At 64.4% G+C, this 21,124-nt stretch carries 20 protein-coding genes; 11 read left to right on the plus strand and 9 right to left on the minus strand.

Translation table 11 applies throughout. The features are described from left to right. Positions 1 to 9: 9 nt before the first annotated feature. Positions 10 to 837: an AraC family transcriptional regulator gene (locus tag FAZ97_RS23200; protein WP_158760726.1), complete on the plus strand. Its 828-nt coding sequence runs from the start codon at positions 10 to 12 to the stop codon at positions 835 to 837. A 28-nt stretch (positions 838 to 865) separates the two neighbouring features. On the opposite strand, the gene FAZ97_RS23205 is transcribed toward FAZ97_RS23200, so the two are convergent. Beyond that, positions 866 to 1,453 (minus strand): LysE family translocator, encoded by a 588-nt coding sequence (locus FAZ97_RS23205; protein WP_158760727.1) that lies wholly within the window; start codon positions 1,451 to 1,453, stop codon positions 866 to 868. A gap of 159 nt (positions 1,454 to 1,612) precedes the next feature. On the opposite strand from FAZ97_RS23205, the gene cobF reads away from it, so the two are divergent. Beyond that, complete coding sequence (gene cobF, locus FAZ97_RS23210; protein WP_158760728.1) at positions 1,613 to 2,386, plus strand: precorrin-6A synthase (deacetylating); 774 nt, start codon at positions 1,613 to 1,615, stop codon at positions 2,384 to 2,386. Positions 2,387 to 2,445: 59 nt separating this feature from the next. Here cobF and FAZ97_RS23215 read toward each other — a convergent pair whose 3' ends face one another. The 4 genes from FAZ97_RS23215 to FAZ97_RS23230 all read right to left on the minus strand — a co-directional run bounded on the left by FAZ97_RS23215 (position 2,446) and on the right by FAZ97_RS23230 (position 7,607). Continuing rightward, the gene (locus FAZ97_RS23215) at positions 2,446 to 3,156 is read right to left on the minus strand and encodes a PepSY-associated TM helix domain-containing protein (RefSeq protein WP_158760729.1); all 711 of its coding nucleotides are present in this window, start codon (positions 3,154 to 3,156) and stop codon (positions 2,446 to 2,448) included. After that, the gene (locus tag FAZ97_RS23220) at positions 3,153 to 3,836 is read right to left on the minus strand and encodes a Fe2+-dependent dioxygenase (RefSeq protein ID WP_158760730.1); all 684 of its coding nucleotides are present in this window, start codon (positions 3,834 to 3,836) and stop codon (positions 3,153 to 3,155) included. The genes FAZ97_RS23215 and FAZ97_RS23220 overlap by 4 nt, the downstream gene beginning before the upstream one ends. A 151-nt stretch (positions 3,837 to 3,987) precedes the next feature. Then, a complete protein-coding gene (locus FAZ97_RS23225) occupies positions 3,988 to 6,228 on the minus strand; it encodes a TonB-dependent receptor (protein ID WP_158760731.1) in 2,241 nt (746 codons plus the stop codon). A 377-nt stretch (positions 6,229 to 6,605) separates the two neighbouring features. Beyond that, the gene (locus tag FAZ97_RS23230; protein WP_158760732.1) at positions 6,606 to 7,607 is read right to left on the minus strand and encodes a LysR substrate-binding domain-containing protein; all 1,002 of its coding nucleotides are present in this window, start codon (positions 7,605 to 7,607) and stop codon (positions 6,606 to 6,608) included. Between the two features lie 108 nt (positions 7,608 to 7,715). On the opposite strand from FAZ97_RS23230, the gene FAZ97_RS23235 reads away from it, so the two are divergent. Beyond that, the gene (locus FAZ97_RS23235) at positions 7,716 to 9,020 is read left to right on the plus strand and encodes a gallate dioxygenase (protein ID WP_158760733.1); all 1,305 of its coding nucleotides are present in this window, start codon (positions 7,716 to 7,718) and stop codon (positions 9,018 to 9,020) included. Positions 9,021 to 9,077: 57 nt separating this feature from the next. Here FAZ97_RS23235 and FAZ97_RS23240 read toward each other — a convergent pair whose 3' ends face one another. Together FAZ97_RS23240 and FAZ97_RS23245 are read right to left on the minus strand one after the other, a co-directional pair. Further along, positions 9,078 to 9,977 (minus strand): transporter substrate-binding domain-containing protein, encoded by a 900-nt coding sequence (locus FAZ97_RS23240; protein ID WP_158760734.1) that lies wholly within the window; start codon positions 9,975 to 9,977, stop codon positions 9,078 to 9,080. 114 nt (positions 9,978 to 10,091) lie between these two features. Next, the gene (locus tag FAZ97_RS23245; RefSeq protein WP_158760735.1) at positions 10,092 to 10,400 is read right to left on the minus strand and encodes a hypothetical protein; all 309 of its coding nucleotides are present in this window, start codon (positions 10,398 to 10,400) and stop codon (positions 10,092 to 10,094) included. A gap of 588 nt (positions 10,401 to 10,988) precedes the next feature. Here FAZ97_RS23245 and FAZ97_RS23250 point away from each other — a divergent pair. From FAZ97_RS23250 to FAZ97_RS23270, 5 genes are all read left to right on the plus strand, one after another. Continuing rightward, positions 10,989 to 12,638, plus strand: a complete 1,650-nt coding sequence (locus FAZ97_RS23250) for a methyl-accepting chemotaxis protein (protein WP_158760736.1) — start codon at positions 10,989 to 10,991, stop codon at positions 12,636 to 12,638. A gap of 430 nt (positions 12,639 to 13,068) precedes the next feature. Then, complete coding sequence (locus FAZ97_RS23255; protein WP_028207914.1) at positions 13,069 to 13,314, plus strand: hypothetical protein; 246 nt, start codon at positions 13,069 to 13,071, stop codon at positions 13,312 to 13,314. A 257-nt stretch (positions 13,315 to 13,571) separates the two neighbouring features. Further along, positions 13,572 to 14,561, plus strand: coding sequence for a DedA family protein/thiosulfate sulfurtransferase GlpE (locus FAZ97_RS23260; protein WP_158760737.1), 990 nt, complete (start codon positions 13,572 to 13,574; stop codon positions 14,559 to 14,561). 46 nt (positions 14,562 to 14,607) lie between these two features. Continuing rightward, the gene (locus FAZ97_RS23265; RefSeq protein ID WP_158760738.1) at positions 14,608 to 16,353 is read left to right on the plus strand and encodes an FAD-dependent oxidoreductase; all 1,746 of its coding nucleotides are present in this window, start codon (positions 14,608 to 14,610) and stop codon (positions 16,351 to 16,353) included. Next, positions 16,346 to 17,623 carry a winged helix-turn-helix domain-containing protein gene (locus tag FAZ97_RS23270; protein ID WP_158760739.1) on the plus strand — a complete coding sequence of 426 codons (1,278 nt, stop codon included), beginning with the start codon at positions 16,346 to 16,348 and terminating at the stop codon, positions 17,621 to 17,623. Before FAZ97_RS23265 ends, FAZ97_RS23270 begins: the two co-directional genes overlap by 8 nt. A gap of 50 nt (positions 17,624 to 17,673) precedes the next feature. Here the strand turns inward: FAZ97_RS23270 and FAZ97_RS23275 are convergent, their stop codons facing one another. Beyond that, on the minus strand, positions 17,674 to 17,949 hold the full coding sequence (locus FAZ97_RS23275; RefSeq protein ID WP_158760740.1) for a hypothetical protein: 276 nt from the start codon (positions 17,947 to 17,949) through the stop codon (positions 17,674 to 17,676). A 640-nt stretch (positions 17,950 to 18,589) separates the two neighbouring features. On the opposite strand from FAZ97_RS23275, the gene FAZ97_RS23280 reads away from it, so the two are divergent. Continuing rightward, positions 18,590 to 18,901 carry a thioredoxin family protein gene (locus FAZ97_RS23280; RefSeq protein WP_158760741.1) on the plus strand — a complete coding sequence of 104 codons (312 nt, stop codon included), beginning with the start codon at positions 18,590 to 18,592 and terminating at the stop codon, positions 18,899 to 18,901. Positions 18,902 to 18,999: 98 nt separating this feature from the next. Here the strand turns inward: FAZ97_RS23280 and hpaR are convergent, their stop codons facing one another. Beyond that, positions 19,000 to 19,398, minus strand: coding sequence for a homoprotocatechuate degradation operon regulator HpaR (gene hpaR / locus FAZ97_RS23285; RefSeq protein ID WP_158761056.1), 399 nt, complete (start codon positions 19,396 to 19,398; stop codon positions 19,000 to 19,002). 183 nt (positions 19,399 to 19,581) lie between these two features. Between hpaR and FAZ97_RS23290 the strand changes: the two genes are divergently transcribed. Together FAZ97_RS23290 and FAZ97_RS23295 are read left to right on the plus strand one after the other, a co-directional pair. Then, a complete protein-coding gene (locus FAZ97_RS23290) occupies positions 19,582 to 20,352 on the plus strand; it encodes a fumarylacetoacetate hydrolase family protein (RefSeq protein ID WP_158760742.1) in 771 nt (256 codons plus the stop codon). Further along, on the plus strand, positions 20,349 to 21,104 hold the full coding sequence (locus tag FAZ97_RS23295; RefSeq protein ID WP_158760743.1) for a fumarylacetoacetate hydrolase family protein: 756 nt from the start codon (positions 20,349 to 20,351) through the stop codon (positions 21,102 to 21,104). Before FAZ97_RS23290 ends, FAZ97_RS23295 begins: the two co-directional genes overlap by 4 nt. Positions 21,105 to 21,124 lie beyond the last annotated feature (20 nt).

Genomic DNA, 21,124 nt, shown 5'->3' on the forward strand with positions numbered 1-21,124 from the left:
GGGTCTCTCATGCAGCCAACCGCAACGCCCGACGCGCAACCCCACTTCTGGCGCGACGCCGACCTGCCGTTCATCGAAGTGCGCGCCATCGCAGACGGACGCAAGGTCCGCTATGGCCGTCACGCGCACAGCACGTTTTCGATCGGCGCGGTCACGGGCGGACGCAGCACCTACCTGAACGGGAGTACGCTCTCCCACGTCAGTGCGGGCGCGGTCGTGGTCATCAATCCGGAAGTTGTGCACGCATGCAATCCAGCCGCGGACGAGCCATGGGCCTACCGCATGTTCTATCTCGACACGGCATGGCTCGCGAAGCTGCAACGCGATTTGGGTTTCGGCGCGCATGAAGGCTTTCGCCCGTTCGAACAGACCTTGAGCTGGGAGCGCGATTTGTTCGAGGGGCTCAACGCGCTCTATGACCTGCTCGTCGATCCGCAGGAGTCGGCGTTGCGCAAGGAATGCGCGGCCGTAGCCTATTTCACGAGGCTTCAGCAGTCCCTCAACCCTGCGCCGGCCAGCGCGCGCGAACCGAACGAGCGCCTTGCGCGCGCCGCGGAATTCATCGACGGCAATTACACTCGCGCGCTCAAGCTCGAGGAGATTTGCGCCGCCGCCGAGCTTTCGCCCTCGTACCTGATACGCGCGTTTCGCGAGCAATACGGCATGACACCGCATGCGTATGTCGTAAACCGCCGGATCGAGTTCAGCCGCGCGCAACTGCGCCGCGGGCACGCCATTGCGGACGTCGCGGCCGAGGCCGGTTTCGCCGATCAGGCCCATTTGCAGCGCGCGTTCCGCCAGTTCGTCGCCGCAACGCCCGGCCAGTATCGCGGCTGACCTGGCGGCTAACCTGGTCGCCGCGCATTCAGGCAAGCACCAGCCAAACCGCACTGCCCGCAAGCAGCAACGCCATCGCGCGATTCACGAAGCGCACGCGCGAGGGTTCGCGCAACGCCCGGCGCAGCGACGCGCCCGCCCACGCCCAGCACGCAATCGACACGTAGCACACGACGAAATAGATCGCGGCGAACTGCCAGACCAGCGCACTCTCGCAGGAAGCCACATATAAGCCCATGCCCGCCACCGAGGCGAGCCACGCCTTGGGGTTAAGCCATTGCATCGTGGCGCCCACCATCAGCGAGGGGCCGCGCGACGCGTTCGGCGAGTCGATGCGGCCATCGTCGGTCGCGAGCCGGTACGCAACGTACAGCAGAAAAGCCACACCCGCCCATTCGAGCGCACGCGTGAGAAACGGCAAGCGCGTCAGCAATTCGTGCATGCCAAGGCCGATCAGCAGCAACAGCAATGTGAAGCCCACGGTCGCGCCGGTCACGTGCCGCAGGCTCGCGCGCAGCCCGTAGCGCGCGCCCGCGCTCAGCGCGACGATATTGACGGGTCCAGGGGTGATGGAAGTGGCCAGCGCGAAGGCGGCCATCGACAAGGCAGTGCTCACGGTTTCCTCGCTACGCCCATTGGCGATCAGTAAGCGTGGAGGGTAGACGCGCGCGATGCCGGCGTATTGAAGAAAATTGCCCCTGCCGGCGGGCGCGGCACCGCGCGGAACTCGCGCTATCATTGCGCCGCACCGACGACTCCCTACCGGAACTGCAACGTGAAAAAGATCCTTATCATCGGCATCGGCGCGGGCGACCCGAAGTACCTGACCGTGCAGGCAATCGAAGCGCTCAACGCCGCCGACGTGTTCTTCGTGATGGACAAGGGCGCAGCCAAGGACAAGCTCGTCGCGCTGCGCAAGGAAATCTGCGCGCGCTTCATCAAGGACCACGACTATCGCATCGTCGAGGCGACGAGCCCCGAGCGGCGCCGCGACGAAGGCCTCGATTACAAGGCCGCCGTAGACGAACTCAACCGCGACAAGCAACGCGTATTCGAGCGCCTGATCGAGGAGGAATTGACGGACGGCCAGTGCGGCGCGTTTCTCGTCTGGGGCGATCCGTCGCTCTACGACAGCACGATCCGCATTCTCGATGCCATTCTCGCCGATGGCAGGCTGGCGTTCGACTTCGAAGTGATTCCGGGCATCAGCAGCATGCAGGCGCTTGCGGCGAAGCATCGCGTGCCGCTTAACTTCATCGGCAAGCCAGTGAGTATCACGACGGGCAGGCGACTCGCGGAGAGCGGCTTTCCGCAGGACGTGGAAAGCACGGTGGTCATGCTCGACGCGCAAAACGCCTATACGCAGCTTGCGGGCGAGGACCTCGATATCTATTGGGGCGCTTATGTCGGCACACCCGACGAGATCCTGATGTCGGGCCGCCTGCAAGACGTGAAAGACGAGATCGTCCGCGTGCGCGCACAGGCGCGCGAGGCGAACGGATGGATCATGGACACGTATTTGCTGCGCAAGCGCGGCGTGAAAGACTAAAAGGAGAACGGGCGCGAACCTTGACGTTCGCGCCCGTTGTCTGGTTCATACGTTACGGCTTACGCCAGCCCCACGCACACCGCCGCGACAATCGAACCGAACAACAGCATGGCGCCCACCGTCTTGCGCTTGTTCAGCTCGGTCCACAGCAGCACGCCCGTGAGCGAAAGCAGAATGAGCGCCCCGGCAAAGCTGTCGATGAACAGCACCCAGCCCACGCTCATGCCCGTACCCTTGTGCAGGTTGGTAATCGTCGAGACAAGCGAGTTGTCGCTGCGCTTGAGCGTGAGCTTGTCGTCGTCCACCCAGTACTCGACCATCACGCTCTCGCCGGGCGACGTGAACGTCATCTGCCAGTGCTCGGGTTGCACGACAGTGCGATCGCCCCAGGCCACGTTGTGCTCAGGCTCCTTCTGCACGCGGCCCATGCGCGCCGGCAGCTTCAAATCCGGTTGCGAGCGCAACCACTTCACCATCTCGCGCGGCGTTTCAGGGGCCGGGTCGGGGACGGCGATCTGCACCGTCGAGACTTGCGGCGCGCCAGGAGAGATGCGCAGCGGTTCGGCGCGATGGTTGAGCACGAAGCCCGTTGCACCGAACAGCAGGCCGAGCGCCGCACCCCACAGGCCCACCCAGCCGTGCACCTTGCGCAGCCATTTGATGAAGGTCGCGCGGCGCGAGCGCTTCGTGCGCTCGTCGCGTTGTTCGGCGTCGAGATAGGTGCGCGGTGTTGCCGGCGCGTCCATCTCGGCAGTATCGGGAAAGCTCATGTTTCACTCCAGAGTCGCAAAAGATTGTGGTAGCAGCCCACGAGGCTGCGCCGCGCCTGGGCGTCGGCGTCGCTGGCGTTCAGGCGCTGAATGGCGGTGTCCATGTCGAAGAGCAGCGCGCGCTTCGTGTCGTCGCGCACGAGGCTTTGCACCCAGAAGAAGCTCGCCACACGCGCGCCGCGCGTGACCGGCCTGACCTGGTGCAGGCTCGTGGCCGGATACACGATCATGTCGCCCGCCGGCAGCTTCACCTCCTGCACGCCATAGGTGTCTTCGACCACAAGCTCGCCACCCTCGTATTCGTCGGGCGACGAGAGAAAGAGCGTGCACGAAACGTCGGTGCGCAGCTTCACGCCGTTGGGCAGCACACGTACAGCGCCATCCACGTGACTGCCGAACGTCATGCCGCCTTCATAGCGGTTGAATAGCGGCGGATACACCTGGTTGGGCAGCGCCGCGCTGATGAAGAGCGGATTGCGCTCGATGGCCGCGAGCACCACGTCGCCAAGCTCCCGCGCGAAGGGCGTGTGCTCGGCGATCTGCACGTTGTGCTTCACGGGCGCGCCGGACCAGCCGGCCGTCGCGCGGCCGTCCACCCAGGCGTCGCCTGCATTGTCGAGCCGCGTGCGCAGCGCGCGCACCTGCTCAGGCGTCAGTACATTGGGGACGTGAACCAGCATCGTCTATTCCTTCGTTGTGCCGCATAAGCGGCAAGGAGGCCGCGTTCGCGCATCTTCACGCGCCTGCGCGCAGTGACGCAAAAAGCCCGCATTATGCGGGCTTCGCGTGACTACACGCAAAAGCGCACGGCGCACGTGTAACGCGCCGCAATCAGAACCGGTAGTCGGCCGTCGCGAGGAACGTGCGGCCAATGCCCGGCACCGAACGTCCGCCGTCCGACTGGATGAGCGCGTCATAGTAGAACTTGTTGGTCAGATTCAGCAGATTCAGCCGCACGTCCCACTTCTTCTCGTGGTACGCGGCCATCGCGTCCCAACGCGTGTAGCCGCCGACTTCCACATAATTCGTGTTCGCCGCGTAACGCGCCGACATATAGGTCGGACCGCCGCCAATTTCCCAATGCGGCGTGAATGCATACGTCGTCCAAAGCGTGAAGGTATTGCGCGGCGTATTCGCTGGCGTATTGCCCTGGGTACCGTCGAGCGCCTTGAGGACCACGCCGTCCATATATGTGTAGCCCGCGAACACTTGCCACTTGTTGGTAATGTGGCCAGTTGCGCCCGCCTGGAAACCACGCACGCGAATATCGCCTTCGAGCGTGTACTCGCCCGTCGAAGTCTGCGTGCGCGCGTTGTCCATTTCCTGCTGGAAAAATGCTGAGGTAACCGAAAGATTGCCGCCCAGCAGGTCCCACTTCCCGCCCACTTCATACGACTTGGTATGTTCGGGCGCGAGGTTCTGCGTATTGTTCGTGACCGTGAGCGCTTCGAGCGACGGATCGAACGACGTGCCGTACGAGAAGTAATACGACTGCCAGTCGGTCGGCTGATAGATCGCGCCCGCACGCACGCTCGTGAACGTATTGGTCTGGTCCGCGTAGAGCGGCGCGTTGATCGTGTTGGCAATATGCGCCTGGAAGCGGTCCCAACGCACGCCGCCAATGAGCTTCCAGTGCTCGCCGATCGACATGGTTTCGTTGAAGTACGCCGCGAACGTGTTGGCGCCCGACTCCGCGTGATTGCCTACCGTCGTCGTGACGTTCGAGGGCGTCGACATGTAGACCGGGTTGAGCAGCGAGAGAATCGGCAGGTTGTTGCGCGTGTAGGCCTGATTCGTATAGCTGTCGTGGCCCAGCTCGATACCCGCGAGCATCTCGTGCTTCAGGAAGCCCGTGGTGAACTTGTACTGCGCCATCGTATCGTTGTAGATCGAGTGGTTCTCGATCACGCGGTCGTGGCTCGCAAGCTTGATGTACAGATCCTCGAGCGGCAGGTTCGTGAAGTTGCCGTTCTTGAGCGCCGTGCTCGAAGCGAGCGGGCCCGTCAGCACGGCACCCGGCGCGGTCTCGCGCGCATCGGTGAGCGAGTGCGAGAACTGCGTCTGGTTGGTGATCTTGAACTGGTCGTTGAAACGGTGATCCACGCGCGCCTGAACCGTCTGCACGTCCTGGATCGTGCGGTCGTCGGTGAGACCGTAGAACGTGCTTTTCGAAGGCGCGAACGGATGCCCGTTGACCGCCTGCACACCGTAGTCCGGCATGTCGTAGTTGTGCTGGATGAGCGCCGAGATCGTGACCTCGGTCGGCGTGCCAATACCGAAGCGCAACTCGGGCGCGAAACCGTAGTCCTTGTTCTTCATCACGTCGCGCGTGGAGCCCATCGACTGGCCGAACGCGTTGAGACGGAAAGCAGCGTGATCGCCGAGCGGACGGTTCACGTCGAGCGTCGCGCGATAGCGGTCGTCGGTGCCGATAGTGGTCGACACTTCGGTGAGCGGCTTGAGGTTCGCCAGCTTCGTGACCTGGTTGATCACGCCGCCCGTGGAGCCGCGGCCGAACAGCATCGACGAGGGGCCGTAGAGCACTTCGATCGATTCGAGGTCGAACGTGTCGCGGTAGTACTGGTTGCGGTCGCGAAAGCCGTCGAGGTAAATGTCGTTTTGCGCCGTGAAGCCGCGCAGGTTGATGTTGTTGCCGATCTGGCCGCCTTCCGCGCCACCGATCGTAATGCCGGGCGCGTTGCGCAGCGCGTCCTGGAACGAGGTGGCGCCCTGCGACTGCATCACAGCCTTGTTGATGACCGTGACCGACTGCGGGATATCGCGCAGCGCCGTGGGCGTTTTCGCACCCACGGTCGAACGCTCTGCCTGGAAGTCCTGAGCCTCGCTTTGGCCCGACACGGAAATCGTAGGCAGCGTGCCGTTGTTCGTGGCGCTTGCCGCCTGCGCGGTCTGGATCGTCAGATTGCTCTGCGCGGCGGCCGCCCCCGAAGCGGCAGTAGCTGCCGTTGCAGCCGTTGCGGCGGCAGGCGCGCTTTGCGCGAGTGCAGTCGAAGCGAAAGGTACAGCAAAGGTCAGCGCGAGCGCACTCGCGAGCGGCGTCCGGTTCAGCATGAGGTCCCTGTGCAAGGCATACGACCCGGCCGTGCGACGCGCACAAGCTGGCGCGGACGACGCGGGTGGATTGGCTGGCTGGGCCGCCCCGAAAGGACCGAGGGAAACGACGCTAGGCTGGCTGATCTTGTTGTTTGGCCGCGAAACGTTCCGCGGTAATGAGAATCGATATCATTCCATATGTTTCAATCGCTTTCAATTGGTTTCGGCATATGAACAACAGTTTGGCGGTGTGATCGGAAAGACTCGTCGCCGTTAAGGTAAATGTAATTTATTCGATTCGGACCGAGCGGATATCCCTGAATTTATCTGATGAATCTTGCTCGACCGCACGTGCAAATTAATTCGGATGCCGAATGAAATAGCGATGCCATGCGCTACGCCGCTTGAGCGCATTCGCGCAATTGCTGGGCGAGTACGCCAATCGCTTCGTCGAGCGTCGCGGTGCTGCGCCGAAGAATGCCGATCGGCTCCACGCCCTGCGGTGCCGGCACGTCGATCTGTACGAGCACCTCAGCGTCGATGTCGCTCTGCGCGACGCGCTGCGGCACGATCCATACGGCGTCCGAGCCCGCAACGATCAAGCGGGCGACGGAGGCCGATTGCGTCTCGATCGCGCCTTCAGGCACGGCGAAACCATGCGTTTCGAAAAACGCCTCGGTGTGATGGCGTGGCGCAGTGCGCTCACCCGCTATGACGAGCGGGAAGCCGAGCACGGCGCCGAGCGAGGGCGCACCGCTATCGTTCGCGAGCGGATGCCCCGCGCGCACGACGACGAGGAGCGACTCCGTGTAGAGATATTCGAACGACACGCCCTGCAACATCGCCGGCTCGGCCATCCGCCCCACCATCAGATCGAGCTCGCCTGCTTTCACCGCACGCAGTAACTCGGCATTCGAGTCGGTATGAATTTTCACGCCCATTTGCGGACGCAACGCCTTGAAACGCAGGAGGGCTTCCGGCAGCAACGCGGTTGCCACGGTTGGCAACGCGCCCAGGCGCAACGCAGGCGCTGCATGCGCGTCCTGCCGCGCGAGTGCGAGAGCGGACGCCTCGACCGCCCGCGTCGCGTCGAGCGCATAGCGCAGGAAGCGCTCGCCCTGCACCGTTAGCGCCGCGCCGTTTCTGCCGCGTTCGACGAGACGCGCGCCCGCCCATTGCTCGAGTTCCACGAGCGTCTTCGAAACGGCTGGCTGGCTCAAATGCAAACGCGCCGCCGCGCGCGCGAGCGTGCGCTCCTGGGCAATCGCCACGAAACAGTTCAAATGCCGCAGACGCAGCCTCGACGCGAGTTGCCGCTGAGCCTCGTCTGCCGCTTCGCGCGCTGCGTCCGCATCGACGTCGGCCTTAGGGCGCGGCCGGGATCTCTTGTTTTCCATAACCTGACGTTATGAAATTTTCCGGAATAAGTCAATTTACATAACTTCCAGTCAACCCTACATTGGCGCCATCGACAGACATCACCCGCAAACAAGGAGCTGGGAGACATGGCCACGATCGTTGGCGGCATCGCCGTTTCGCACACCCCGACCATCGGCTTCGCGCACGACGCGCACAAGGAGCAGGATCCGGCCTGGGCGCCCATCTTCGAGAACTTCGAGCCGGTCAAGCGCTGGCTGCGCGAACAGCAGCCCGACGCCATCGTCTACGTCTACAACGACCACGTGACGTCGTTCTTCTTCGACCACTACTCGGCGTTCGCGCTCGGCATCGGCGACGAATACCAGGTCGCCGACGAAGGCGGGGGCGTGCGCGACCTGCCCGGCATTGGCGGACACGCAGCGCTCGCGCGGCATATCGGCACAAGCCTCATGAGCGACGAATTCGACATGTCGTTCTTCCAGGACAAGCCGCTCGACCACGGCTTCTTCTCGCCGATGTCGGCGCTGCTCGACCACACGGAAGCGGGCTGGCCCACGCGCGTGGTGCCGCTGCAGGTGGGCGTGCTGCAGTTCCCGATTCCCACCGCCCGCCGCTGCTTCAAGCTAGGTCAGGCGCTGCGACGCGCGATCGAGAGTTATCCCGAGGACCTGCGCGTGGTGGTGATGGCCACGGGCGGCCTCTCGCACCAGGTGCATGGCGAACACGCGGGGTTCAACAACGTGGACTGGGACCACCGCTTCCTCGACGCCATCACGAACGACCCCGAAGCGCTCGCGGAAATGACCCATGCGGAGTACGCGCAACTGGGCGGGCTCGAAGGCGCGGAAATCATCATGTGGCTGATCATGCGCGGCGCGCTGAGCGGCAACGTGAAGAAAGTGCACAGCGGCTACTACCTGCCCTCGATGACGGGCATCGGCACGCTCGTGCTCGAAAACACGGCGATGGCGCCAGCGGGTGAAGCGCAGGCGCGGCATCGCCAGCACATGGCGCGGCAACTGGATGGCGCGCAGAGGCTGACGGGTACCTATCCGTTCGGACTCGAATCGAGTGTGAAGGCGTACCGCCTGAACAAGTACCTGCACGCGATGATCGACGAGGGACATCGGCGCGCGTTTCTCGCGGACCCGGAGCGCTCGTTTGCCGAGGCCGGGCTGACCGAAGAGGAAAGGGATCTCGTGCGCCGCCGCGACTGGCGCGGGCTGATTCACTACGGCGTGATCTTCTTCATGCTCGAAAAGCTTGGCGCAGTCGTTGGGACTTCGAACCTTCACATCTACGCGGCGATGCGTGGGGAGACGCTTGAAGCATTCCTCAAGACGCGCAATACGCGGCTGCTTTACTCGGTTGCCGGCGATGTGGAAGCCACGGAGGAATGGCAGGAAGGGGAAGCGAAAAACCCGGCATGAGTTGGCGGGCGCCGGTGGGCGGCCGCCGTGTGAATACGTGAATACGCGTGGCTGCAATCAATCGAGCGCCCGGTCATTCGGATGCGCAAACAGCGCCCGATTCTCGTTGGACAACGGATAGTTCAGGTTCATCCCCTTGGGCGGAACAGGCTGCGTAAACCACTTCGTGTACAGAGGCTCCGCTTCACCCGAAGTTTGCATGCGAGCGATCACGCCATCGGCCAACTTCTTGAAGGCGGGGTCGTCTTTGCGCACCATGCAGCCATAGACCTCGGAAAGCGGCGGCGTGCCGGTGATCAGGTAGTCCTGCTGGTTCGTCTCCTTGGCCCGCGCGCCGTATAACAGCGGCTCGTCCATGACGAACGCGACAGCACGGCCCGTCTTCACGTTGAGAAACGACTCAGCGTGGTCTTTGGCGGCGATGAGCTGCATGCCCATCTTCTTGTCGTTGTTCATCTCGCGCAGCAGCCTGTCCTCCGACGTGCCCGCCGTGGTCACGACGGTTTTGCCTGCGAGATCGGGAAAGTCCTTGATGCCCGAATCCTTCTTCGCAATCAGGCGCACGCCGTATTGAAAGAAGCTGTTCGTAAATGCCACCTGGTTGTCGCGATCCTTGGTGTGCGTGGTCGAGCCGCACTCGATATCGATCGTGCCGTTCTGGACCAGCGTAATGCGGTTCTGCGAAGTGATTGGAATTTCCTTGACCGTGAGCTTGTCGAGCTTCAGTTCCTTTTTCACCTCATCGACGATCTTCAGCGCGATATCCTGCGCGTAGCCGATCGTGTGCTGATCGCTGTCGTAGTAGGAGAACGGCACCGACGATTCCCGTACGCCCAGGGAAATCACGCCTGTATCGCGGATTTTTTTAAGGGTAGCGCTCGTGGTGTCCTGCGCCTGAACCGGCGCGAGGTAGGTGCATCCCATGATGACTGCCGCGAGCGTTGCAACCTTCTTCATTTGGTCTCCTCCGGATGATCTGTCGGCGCTTCTTGCGCCGTATCCGAGTATTCATGCGTTGCAGCGATGCGGCAAATGAAATCGGTTACGTCGACATAACTCAAGGTTAAGTCGCTAGTGGAGGAGTGCTGTTTGGAGTGCTGTCAGTTCGTCGGTCAGGCAGCTGCGTAGTTGGGCGTTACCGCGAAGTTCGGCGCGAAGCTGTGCATCAAGCGCGAGCACGATCTTGCCAAGCGTGTCGATGCTGTCGAGCAGCGGATCGGGGTCGTGTCGCGGTTCGTCGATCTGGACGGATTCGGGTTGCGGCTGCGGGCCGGGGTGCGGTTCGGGATTCGGCTCGACTGGAGGCTCTGGCGTCGCATCGGGCGCTGGGCTGTCCGCTTCGAAATCGAACAGCGACTTGAATAGCGTGGGGAGTTTCATGGCAAGGACCAAGGGGCCGTGGGATGAGGGCGGGTATCTTCGCATCGGCTCGGAATTGGTCATCCTGAAAAGTTGGGTGGTCGGCGAGGCCTGGGTGGTTGGCAAAACGAACTGTTGGGTGCGCCATGACTTGTCCACAAATTTTGTTGGCAGCCCTGTGCGTAACCCTTGGAAGACCGCATCAAGTCCTTGATGCGTCTCAGTTAACCCCCAGCGTTCCCAATCGCAGCAACGCAGCCTCGAACGTGCTCGAAACCCACCCACCTTTTCCACAGATTTTGTTGGCAGCCCTGTGCACAACGTATGGACAGCGAATCCAAGTCCTTGATCGCAAACACCAATGCTCCACGCGACAGAGAAGTTGCACGTTTTGGAGGCAATGGACTTGTCCACAGTTAACGGGGAAAAGTCTGTGCATACACCCCCCAACATCCGCGCCAATCCATTGATAGCACAACGGATTTTCTCGCTGCGCGCAGATCGCCTCACACGCCTAGGAAACACGCATACCCCTAAAGTTTGTAAGGGAAATGCCGTTATGCCTCGCTGTGTTGTTGGGTCTCACGCGGACCCCATCGAAGGAATCTCATGCGCAACAATCAACCCGTCACGCAACAGGAATTCGACTATCCCGCTTCGCAGATGCTCGTCTCGGCCACCGACCTCAAGGGCCGCATTCAGTACTGCAATCCCGCGTTCGTCGCGGTGTCCGGCTTTACGAAAGAAGAGCTGATCGGCAAGGCGCATAACATCATCCGGCATCCCGACATGCCGGCCGACGCGTTCGCCGACCTGTGGGAGACCGTCCGTGAGGGTCGCCCCTGGACCGCGATCGTCAAGAACCGCCGCAAGTCCGGCGATCACTACTGGGTGCGCGCGAACGTCACGCCCGTCTCCGAGCAAGGCACAGTAGTCGGCTATCTGAGCGTGCGCGTGAAGCCCACGCGCGAGGAAGTCCGTACGGCCGAAGCCTTCTACGCGCAAATGCGCGAGGGCCGTCTGCGAGGCGTGCGGCTGCGCCACGGCTCCGTGGTGCGCACAGGTCTCGTGGGCGCGCTGCAGTCGCTGCTGCGCGTGCCCATCGCCACGCGCATCGCGTTCGGCTATGGCGCCGTGCCCGCCGTGTTCGCCGCTGCCGGCCTCGCCGCCTGGCAAGGTCTGCCGCCGCTGCCCTTCTGGGGCGCGTTCGGCGCGGCCTGCGTGTGTGCGCTCGGCGCCTGGCGCCTCACCACGCGCCACCTCGGCGCGCCGCTCGCGCAAATGACCACGGCCTCCACGCGCATGGCCGCGGGCGACCTCACGGCCACGCTCGCGGTCGCCACGAACGACGATCTCGGCGACGTACTCCAGGCGCTCAATCAGTTGCAGGCCAACCTCACGGCGATCGTGTTCGACGTGCGCTCACAGATCGACGGCATGCTCGACGCCGCGCACGAAATCTCCAGCGGCAATCTCGATCTCTCGCGCCGCACCGAAATGCAGGCCGCATCGCTCGAAGAAACCGCGGCCACGATGGATCAACTGACCACCACCGTGCAGGCGAATGCCGAAGCGAGCGCCCGCGCGCTCGATCTCGCGCGCGACGCGCAGTCCGCCGCCGCCGAGGGCGGCTCGATCGCCGCGCAGATGGAGCGCACGATGACGGGCATCACCGACGCCTCGCGCCGCATCAGCGACATCACTGGCGTGATCGACGGCATCGCTTTCCAGACCAACATCCTCGCGCTCAACGCCGCCGTCGAAGCCGCGCGCGCGGGCGAAGCGGGCCGCTCGTTCGCCGTGGTGGCGGGCGAGGTGCGCATGCTCGCGCAGCGTTGCGCGGCGTCGGCCAAGGAGATCAAGCAGGTCGTGGACGCCAGCGTGACCGAGATCGCCGAGGGCACGCGCCTCGTCGGCAACACGACTGCGCAAATGCGCTCGATCGACGAAGCCGTGAGCCGTGTCTCGTCGATCATCACCGAGGTCGCAAACGCGAGCGGCGAGCAGGCCGAGGGCATCCGCCAGGTCAATCAGGCCGTGGCGCATCTGGACAGCGCCACGCAGCAGAACGCCGCGCTCGTCGAGCAGGCCGCCGCCACGGCCCAGCGGCTCGCCGAACAGGCCGACGTGCTCGACGAAGCCGTGCGCCTGTTCACCGTGGCGGGTGCGGAGGCGCCAAAACGCGCGAAGCCCGCTCGCACCCCGGCGCGCCGCGAGAGCGTCAATCTTGCCGAAGCGGCCGAGGACGTCGCGGCATAACGACCTCGCCTGCGGGTCCCATTGGTCTGAGAGATCGGCGTTAGTCCCATCTCGACAGTGCGCCGCGCGGGCGGCACCATGAAAACCGTCAGCGAGCCGTACCACGGTTTGCTGATCCGAGTAACAACGGCGTTTCAACGGCTCATCCGGCCTGCCCGGGTGAGCCGTTTTTTCTGCTGCGTTGCGTACGCCCGCGCCTGGCATTGCTTTGCTTCGCAACCATGACAGCGGAGCAACGCGCAACGCATTTCGCATGGCCCGTTGCGGGGCGCGCAAAAACGGGCGGCGCGGCGGCGAGTCGCGTTACACTGGCTGGCCAGGGTCGCGGCACAGCGATCTCGCTGTGTGTGTCGGCGCTCACTTGCATAAACACGCCGCGCAGCCGACCCCGTACAATGGCTCGACCACCCAACGCACGAGGACAACATCAATGCGCACGACCGGGTCTTCCGGAAACATGACCCTGCTCACCGAGCATGACGACGCGACCGGACGCGAACTGCGTTCACTGCGCCTCGAATCGGCGGCCGACGGCAAAAGCCTCTTGCTGGTCGAAGTCGACGAGCGCAAGCCGGGCATTCATCGCGAAGTGCGTTACGAAATCACGCCGGCCGAGCTGATCGCGGCAATTCGCGCTCAAGGCGCCGAGCTGCCCGGGGAATCACACACGCGCTAAGCGCACGGAAAAAGGCGCCACGAACGCGGCACGCACAGTCTCGTGTGCCGCGTTCTGTTGCTTCCTGTTCATCTCGCGCCCATCGCCGTTACCGCTTTTTCAATCCGGCGCTTTTTTTCACATGCCTGCCGTATCTGGCAGGCATTCTCGCGCGTGTACAGGGGGTCGCTTGCACGCCTTCGAAATGCGTCCATAATCTTTACGTTACCCTCCTATCTTTCCCGTTCCTCGCTTAAACGCGCAACGGAAGTAAGCCGATGCTACATGACCTCATCGCGCAATACGGGCCTGCGCTGGTGTTCATTAATGTGCTCGCCGGATCGCTAGGGCTGCCCGTGCCCGCGATGCCCGCGCTCGTGTTGTTCGGCGCAATGGCGGCCATGCATCCCGGATCGATCGGCCAGCAGGTCGCGCCGGTGCTCGGGCTCGCCATCTTCGCCATGCTGATCGGCGACAGCGTGTGGTTCATGGCCGGCCGCCTCTACGGCGGCAACACGCTCAAGACGCTCTGCAAGCTCTCGCTCTCGCGCGACACCTGCGTGAAAAAGACCGAACGCTTTTTCGGCCGCTGGGGCGTGCGCGTGCTCGCCATCGCCAAGTTCGTGCCGGGGCTGTCGCTCGTTTCCGTGCCGCTGGCCGGTGCGATGGGCGTGCCCTACCGCCAGTTCATCGGCTTCGACGGCATTGGCGCGGCGCTGTGGTCCGGCACCGGTCTGCTCATCGGCGTGATGTTCGCCCCGCAGATCGACATGATGCTCGCCGGTGCAAGCCGCCTTGGGCGCTTTGCCGCCGTGGTCGTGGTTGCGCTCCTCGTGCTCTACGCGGTCTACCGCTGGCAGCGCCGCCGCCAACTCATCAAGAAGCTCGCGAACGCGCGCATCACAGTGGAGGATCTCTTCCGTGCGATGGGCGGCAAGCCGCCGCCCGTGGTGTTCGACATTCGTTCTGAAGAAAAGCGCAAGCTCGATCCGTACATCATTCCGGGCGCGTTATTCGCCGACGAGCGCAAGCTCGACGAGATCGTCGGCAAATATCCGAACGACCAGAAGCTCGTGATCTACTGCTCGTGCCCCAATGAAATTTCCGCGGCCTGGATGGCGAAGAAGCTCGCCGAGGCCGGCTTTACCGATGTGGTGCCGCTCCTCGGCGGCCTCGATGCGTGGCGCGACGCCGGCCGCGCGCTCGAGTCGCTCCAGGTGCTCGCTCACACCGAAGTCCCGGTCAACATCACGCCTAAAGCTGTCTGATCCGGGCGGCCCGCTCCCGAGCCGCCCGCACGAGGAGAACCGCCAGATGGGCACGATCACCGAAGCCGAGGTTCCGGAATCCGCGGAACTTCCTTCCGCGAGCCGCCACTCCGACACGCAGCCGCAACCCGCCGATGCGCCGTTCTCGACGCTCTCCACGCGGCGCCACCAGATGTTCCCCCAGCTCACCGACGACGAAGTCGCGCGCCTCGCCCGCTTCGGCGAGCACCGCCACTATGCGACGGGCGACCTGCTCTTTCGCACGGGCGAAACCGGTCCGGGCATGTTCGTGCTGCTCTCCGGTTCGGTCAAAGTGTTCCAGCGCGACGGGCTGGGCCGCGAGCGGCTCATCGTCGAGCATGGCCGCGGGCATTTCCTCGCCGAAGTGGGCCAGCTTTCGGGCGGCCCGGCGCTCGTGGACGGTCTCGCGCTCGAACCCGTCGATGCGATCCTGATTCCGCCCGAGCAGCTGCGCGCGGCCATCGTCGCCGAAGCCGAACTCGGCGAGCGCATCGTGCGCGCGCTGATCCTGCGCCGCGTCTCGCTCATCGAAAAGGGCGCGGGCGGCCCGATTCTCGTGGGCAAGCACGACGATCCCTCGCTCATTTCGCTGCAAGGCTTCCTCTCGCGCAACGGCCATCCGTATTCGGTGGTCGACGAGCGCGACGAAGGCATGCTCTGCGTAGTCGAGCGTTTCGCCGCGCGCTGCGAGGACCTGCCGCTCGTGATCTGCCCCGATGGCTCGGTGCTGCGCCATCCGAGCGCGCCCGAGCTGGCCACGTGTCTGGGCATCCTGCCCGAGCTCGACGGTCAGCGCGTGTACGACGTCTGCGTGGTGGGCGCGGGCCCGGCCGGTCTCGCGACCGCGGTGTACGCCGCCTCCGAGGGCCTTTCGGTGATCGTGCTCGATTCGCGCGCGCCGGGCGGCCAGGCGGGCGCAAGCTCGCGCATCGAAAACTACCTGGGCTTTCCCACCGGCATCTCGGGCCAGGCGCTCGCGGGCCGCGCATTCGTGCAGGCGCAGAAGTTCGGCGCGCACGTGGCCATTCCGGTCACGGTGCGCAAGCTGTTCTGCGATGAAGAACCGCGCCGCCTCGAAACCTGCAGCGGCGACGTGCGCGCACATACCGTGGTGATCGCGAGCGGCGCGGTGTACCGCAAGCCTGCGATCGAGGGCATCGATCGCTATACGGGGCGCGGGATTTATTACTGGGCCTCGCCGGTCGAGGCGAAGCTCTGCAAGCACGAGAACGTCGTGCTCGTGGGCGGCGGCAATTCGGCGGGCCAGGCGATCGTCTACCTCTCCACGCACGCGCGCCAGATCGACGTGCTGATCCGCAAGACCGGATTCGAATCGACGATGTCGCGCTATCTGATCGACCGCATTGCCTCGCTCGCGAACGTGCGGGTGCACGGGCGCAGCGAGATCGGCGGCCTGGGCGAAGACAGCGGCACGCTCACGTCGGTGCGTTTGAAGACGCCGTGCCCGGAAGGCATCGACCATTTCGATTCGCGCCACCTGTTCCTCTTCACGGGCGCCGACCCGAACACGGGCTGGCTGCGCGAGTGCGGCGTGAAGCTCGACCCGCACGGCTTCGTGCTGACCGGCGACAACGAATCGTGCAGCCTCGCGACTTCGGTGGAAGGCGTCTACGCGATCGGCGACGCGCGCGCGGGCTCGACCAAGCGCGTGGCCGCGGCGGTGGGCGAAGGCGCGGCCGTGGTCGCGCAAATCCATCAGCGGCTCGCGGCACTGCGGCCGGTGTCGGTGGTTGCGGGCGTCCATGCGTGAGCGCGGTGCGGACATTGCGGATGCTGTAGAAACGCCGAAGGTCGCCGACGCCAGTTCGCCGCTGATTCTGCCGCTCGCGGCGGCACGCACGCTGCACCTCGCGGCGCAAGGGCTTCTCGCACCGCCACGCCGCAAGGCCACGCAAGACGACGTGCTCGACGCCATCCGCCGCATGGCGCAGTTGCAGATCGACACGATCCACGTGGTCGCACGCAGTCCTTACTTCGTGCTGTTCAGCCGCATTGGCGCGTTCGAGCCGGCCTGGCTCGACGCGCATCTCGCGCAAGGGCGCCTGTTCGAGTACTGGGCGCACGAGGCGTGCTTCCTGCCGATCGAGGACTACGGGCTGCTGCGCCATCGCATGCTCGATCCTTCCGGCATGGGCTGGAAATACGCGGCCGAGTGGCACGACCAATACCGCGACGAAATCGATGCGCTGCTCGAGCGCATTCGCGCCGAGGGCGCCGTGCGTTCCGCCGACTTCGCACGCGCCGAGGGCGACAAGGGCAACGGCTGGTGGGACTGGAAGCCGGAGAAGCGGCATCTCGAAGTGCTGTTCGCCACCGGCGCGCTGATGGTGGCCCAGCGGCACAACTTCCAGCGTGTGTACGACGTGGCCGAGCGCGTGTTGCCGGACTGGAACGACGCACGCGATCTGCCGCCGCGCGACGAAGCGGAACGCGAGCTGCTCTTGCGCTCCTGCCGCGCGCTCGGCGTAATCCGGCCGGACTGGGCCGCCGACTACTTCCGCCTGCCGCGCCGCCCGTACGCGGACGCGCTGCATGCGCTTGCGGATGCGGGCGAGTTGCTGCCGGTGCGCGTGGAAGGCTGGAAGCACGACGCGTTCGTGCACCGCGAGCACGCGCCGCTCATCGACGAAGCGGCGAGCGGCAAGCTCGCCTCCACGGTCACGACCCTGCTCTCGCCCTTCGACCCGGTGGTGTGGGACCGCAAGCGCGCGCAGGCGCTATTCGATTTCGACTACGCCATGGAATGCTACGTGCCGGCTGCGAAGCGCAAGTACGGTTACTTCGTACTGCCGATTTTGAATCGCGGGCGGCTCATCGGGCGTATAGACGCCAAGGCGCATCGGGCGCAGCAGGTATTCGAGGTGAAGTCGCTGCATCTGGAGCCCGGCGTGCGCACGAGTGGCCGTCTGGTGGCCGACTTGCGCCGGGCGCTGCAGCGTTGCGCGGACTGGCACGGCACGCCGGAGCTCCGCATCGGCGCCGCGCCGGACGGCCTTGCGGCCGCCCTGCTGGCTGTGTGAGTGTGCGGCTGCCTGGTTGGCAAAAGCTCGGCCGCACGCGTTGAGAATGGTTAGTGCTCCAGCTTGGCGCGCAGTTCGCGCGCGGCCTCGAGCAATCCTTCGTAGCCCGAACGCGCGTGCTGTGGCAAGTCGGGGTCGCCCACCAGCGCGCCCAGCGTTTCAACGAGACTGAAGACGAGGCCCTTGGCCGCGCCCGCCGCGATCTTGCCGGATTTCACGCCTTCGTCGACGTGACTGAGGGCGGCGTTCAGACTCTCCAGATCCGGTTGCGATGAACCGGCGCCAGGCTTTTGAGCGTCCTGCTTTTGCGTGTCGTCGCTCGTCATGATGAAGTCGATCTCCCTTGGTGAGCCGTAGTCAAAAGAATCCCGCACTTTTTAATGTTATATACCCATCGGGTGCGGGCGTCTATTCGCGGCCCGGCAGCGCAAGGGTCAACGCAAAGCGCGCTCCCGAATCTTCTCACCTTTGCCATCTGTGCGCAGCGTCCCTGGGCGCGGCGGCTTGTCGCCTTCGTCACGCGCTTCGGCCAGAAAACGCCTTGAAATCAGCGCTAATGTGGATTTCGCACGATGGCTTGGCGGGTGCCGCGCTTCGCTTCAGATGATCGCCAGGCGTGCACTACAGCCTCTCCCGAAAACGCTCACCTTTGCGCTTCGAAGCGTGGGGTGATGCGGCTTCGAGTGCGGCGCTCAAGCGATTTTCTCTCACCGCATCACACGCTGGATTGGTGTTTCGCCCTCGTTTTCAAGGCATTTTTGCGCGCGACGGGCCAAGCCAGCTGCTCGCGCCATTCGATCCAAGGTGCGTGAGCCAGTGCAAACATCCTCACTCCCGGAAAGCCTCACCTTTTGCGAGAGCGTCTGCGAGAACCTTCGCGTGGATGTCGATGCGAAGCCTGAACGATGCCACGCGATGCGGTATCGTATGGAGATGTCTGCAGATGCCAATGCGAGGAATCACACGATGAGCTACGCAACGAAAGCGCCCGCCCGCAAGGAAATCGACTCGCTCAGCGGGGCCGCCGTCGTCGAATTCGGCACCGACTGGTGCGGCTATTGCCAGGGCGCGCAACCGCTGATTGGCGCGGCGTTCGAGCGCAATCCGCAGGTGCGCCGCCTGAAAGTGGAAGATGGTCCGGGCCGCGCGCTAGGCCGCTCGTTTCGCGTGAAGCTCTGGCCCACGCTCATCTTCCTGCGCAACGGCGTGGAGGTCGCGCGCGTGGTGCGTCCGCAAAACGCCGCCGAACTCGACGAGGCATTCGCTTCGCTCGCCTAGTCTCGCCAGGATCCCAAACGCGGTCCGAACGATCCGCGCGGACCGCTCCCGAAAAACCTCACCTTTGCCCGCGAGCCCGCTGAAGACGCTCGCCGCACTCACTCCTCCAGGCCGGCGAGCAGATCGTCGATCGCGCGATACACGCGCTCTACCACCTCCGGTCCCACCTCCGCCTCGAGCGTCTTGTAGCGCGCCTCCAGTTCCTTCGAAATCGCTTTCACGAGCTGATGGCTTTTCTTCGTGAGCGAGACGAGCACGCGCCGCTGGTCGTCGGCGAAACGCTCTTTCGTCACGAGGCCGAGCGCCTCCATGCGCGCGAGCACGCCCGCCATGCTCGGGCTGGAAATCGTGCACAGGTCGGAAATCTGCCGCGGTTCGAGCGGCCCGCTTTCGTTGAGCGCGCGAATCACGCGCCACTGCTGTTCGGTGAGCCCGTGCGACGTGATGAGCGGGCGAAAGCGTTCCATCATCTTTTCGCGCGCGCGCAGCAGCAGCATGGGCAGGTTGCGGTGCGCAACGCGAGTGGTCGGACGCGAAGTATCGGACATGGCGGTTTCAGCTAAACAAGGAACCGGGCGCCCCAGGGGAAACCCGAAAAGTTCTCATCGACGATTGACGACGGATCATAGCAAGCGCACTATCACTCACATATTAGTATTTCCGTGAAGCGAATCCAAGCCATGTTTTCTGTTGCCGATCATCTGCTGCACGTCGAAGGCGAGGCCTTGCCGCGCGACGTGAGCACCGCTGCCGTGCGCTCGCTGCTCGCCGCGGGCACGCGCTGCCGGCCGCCCGTGAGCGGCGCTGTCTACGGCACGCTGCTCAATGACCGCCACGCGCTCGAAGCGCTGGGCGCAGCCGTGAACGCCGCCCCTTATAAAGCGCCGCCGCGCGCGCCCATTCTCTATCTGAAGCCGCGCAATACCCACGCCGGGCATCGTGCGCGCGTCGTCGTACCGGGCAGCGAAGGCGTACAGGTGGGCGCGTCGCTCGGCATCGTGATTGGGCGCACCGCCACACGCGTCGCCGTGCATGATGCGTTCGACTACATCGCGGGCTATACGCTCGTGGCCGATCTGAGCGTGCCGCACGCGAGCGTCTATCGTCCCTCGGTGCGGTTTCGCGCGCGCGACAACTTCTGCGTGATCGGCCCCGCCGTGGTCGCGCGCCGTCATGTGGCCGACCCCGATCAGCTTGCCATCGCCGTGAACGTAGAAGGCAGCGCCAGTTTCACAGCAACAACGGCCACGAACGTTCGAGGCGTCGCCCAACTGCTCGCCGACGTGACCGACTTCATGACGCTCGCCCCCGGCGACGTCATCACGCTCGGCGTGCCACATGGCGCACCCGTGGTTCATGCCGATGCGCGCGCAACCATCGTCATCGGTGACTGGGCGCCGCTCGAAATCGAATTCGTCGCGGCAGGCGTAGCGCAGGGAGAACCGGCATGATGCGCGGACGCGTTGCCTACGCAGGCGCAATACACGAAGCCACCCCCGAAGGCAGCCGCGTGCGGCTCGCCGACGGCCGCGTGCGCGAGGAGCATGAAGTCGTGTGGCTCGCGCCGTTCGAGCCCGGCACGATCTTCGCACTCGGCCTCAACTACGCCGAGCACGCGAAGGAGCTGCAATTCTCGAAGCAGGAGGAACCGCTCGTGTTCCTCAAGGGGCCGGGCAGCGTGATCGGCCATCGCGGCACCACGCGCCGCCCCGCCGACGTCACGTTCATGCACTACGAGTGCGAGCTGGCGGTCGTGATCGGCCGCACCGCGCAGAATGTGAAACGCGAGGAAGCCATGCAGTACGTGGCCGGATACACGATTGCGAACGACTACGCGATTCGCGACTATCTCGAGAATTACTACCGCCCGAACCTGCGCGTGAAGAACCGCGACGGGGGCACCGTGCTTGGGCCCTGGTTCGTCGATGCGGGCGACATCGCCGACGTCAATGCACTCGGCCTGCGCACTTACGTGAACGGTGAACTCAAGCAGAACGGCAACACGCGCGATTTCGTCACCGGTATCGCGGACCTCATCGAGTATTTGAGCGGCTTCATGACGCTCGCCCCCGGCGACGTCATTCTGACCGGCACGCCTGAAGGCGTCGTCAACGTGAATGCCGGCGACGAAGTGGTGTGCGAGATCGACGGCCTGGGCCGTCAGGTCAATACCATCGCGAGCGATGCCGACTACGGGCGCTGATCCGGCAACGAATCGAACTC

It is taken from the genome of Paraburkholderia acidiphila (assembly GCF_009789655.1).
In the GTDB taxonomy this organism is placed as follows: Bacteria; Pseudomonadota; Gammaproteobacteria; order Burkholderiales; family Burkholderiaceae; genus Paraburkholderia; species Paraburkholderia acidiphila.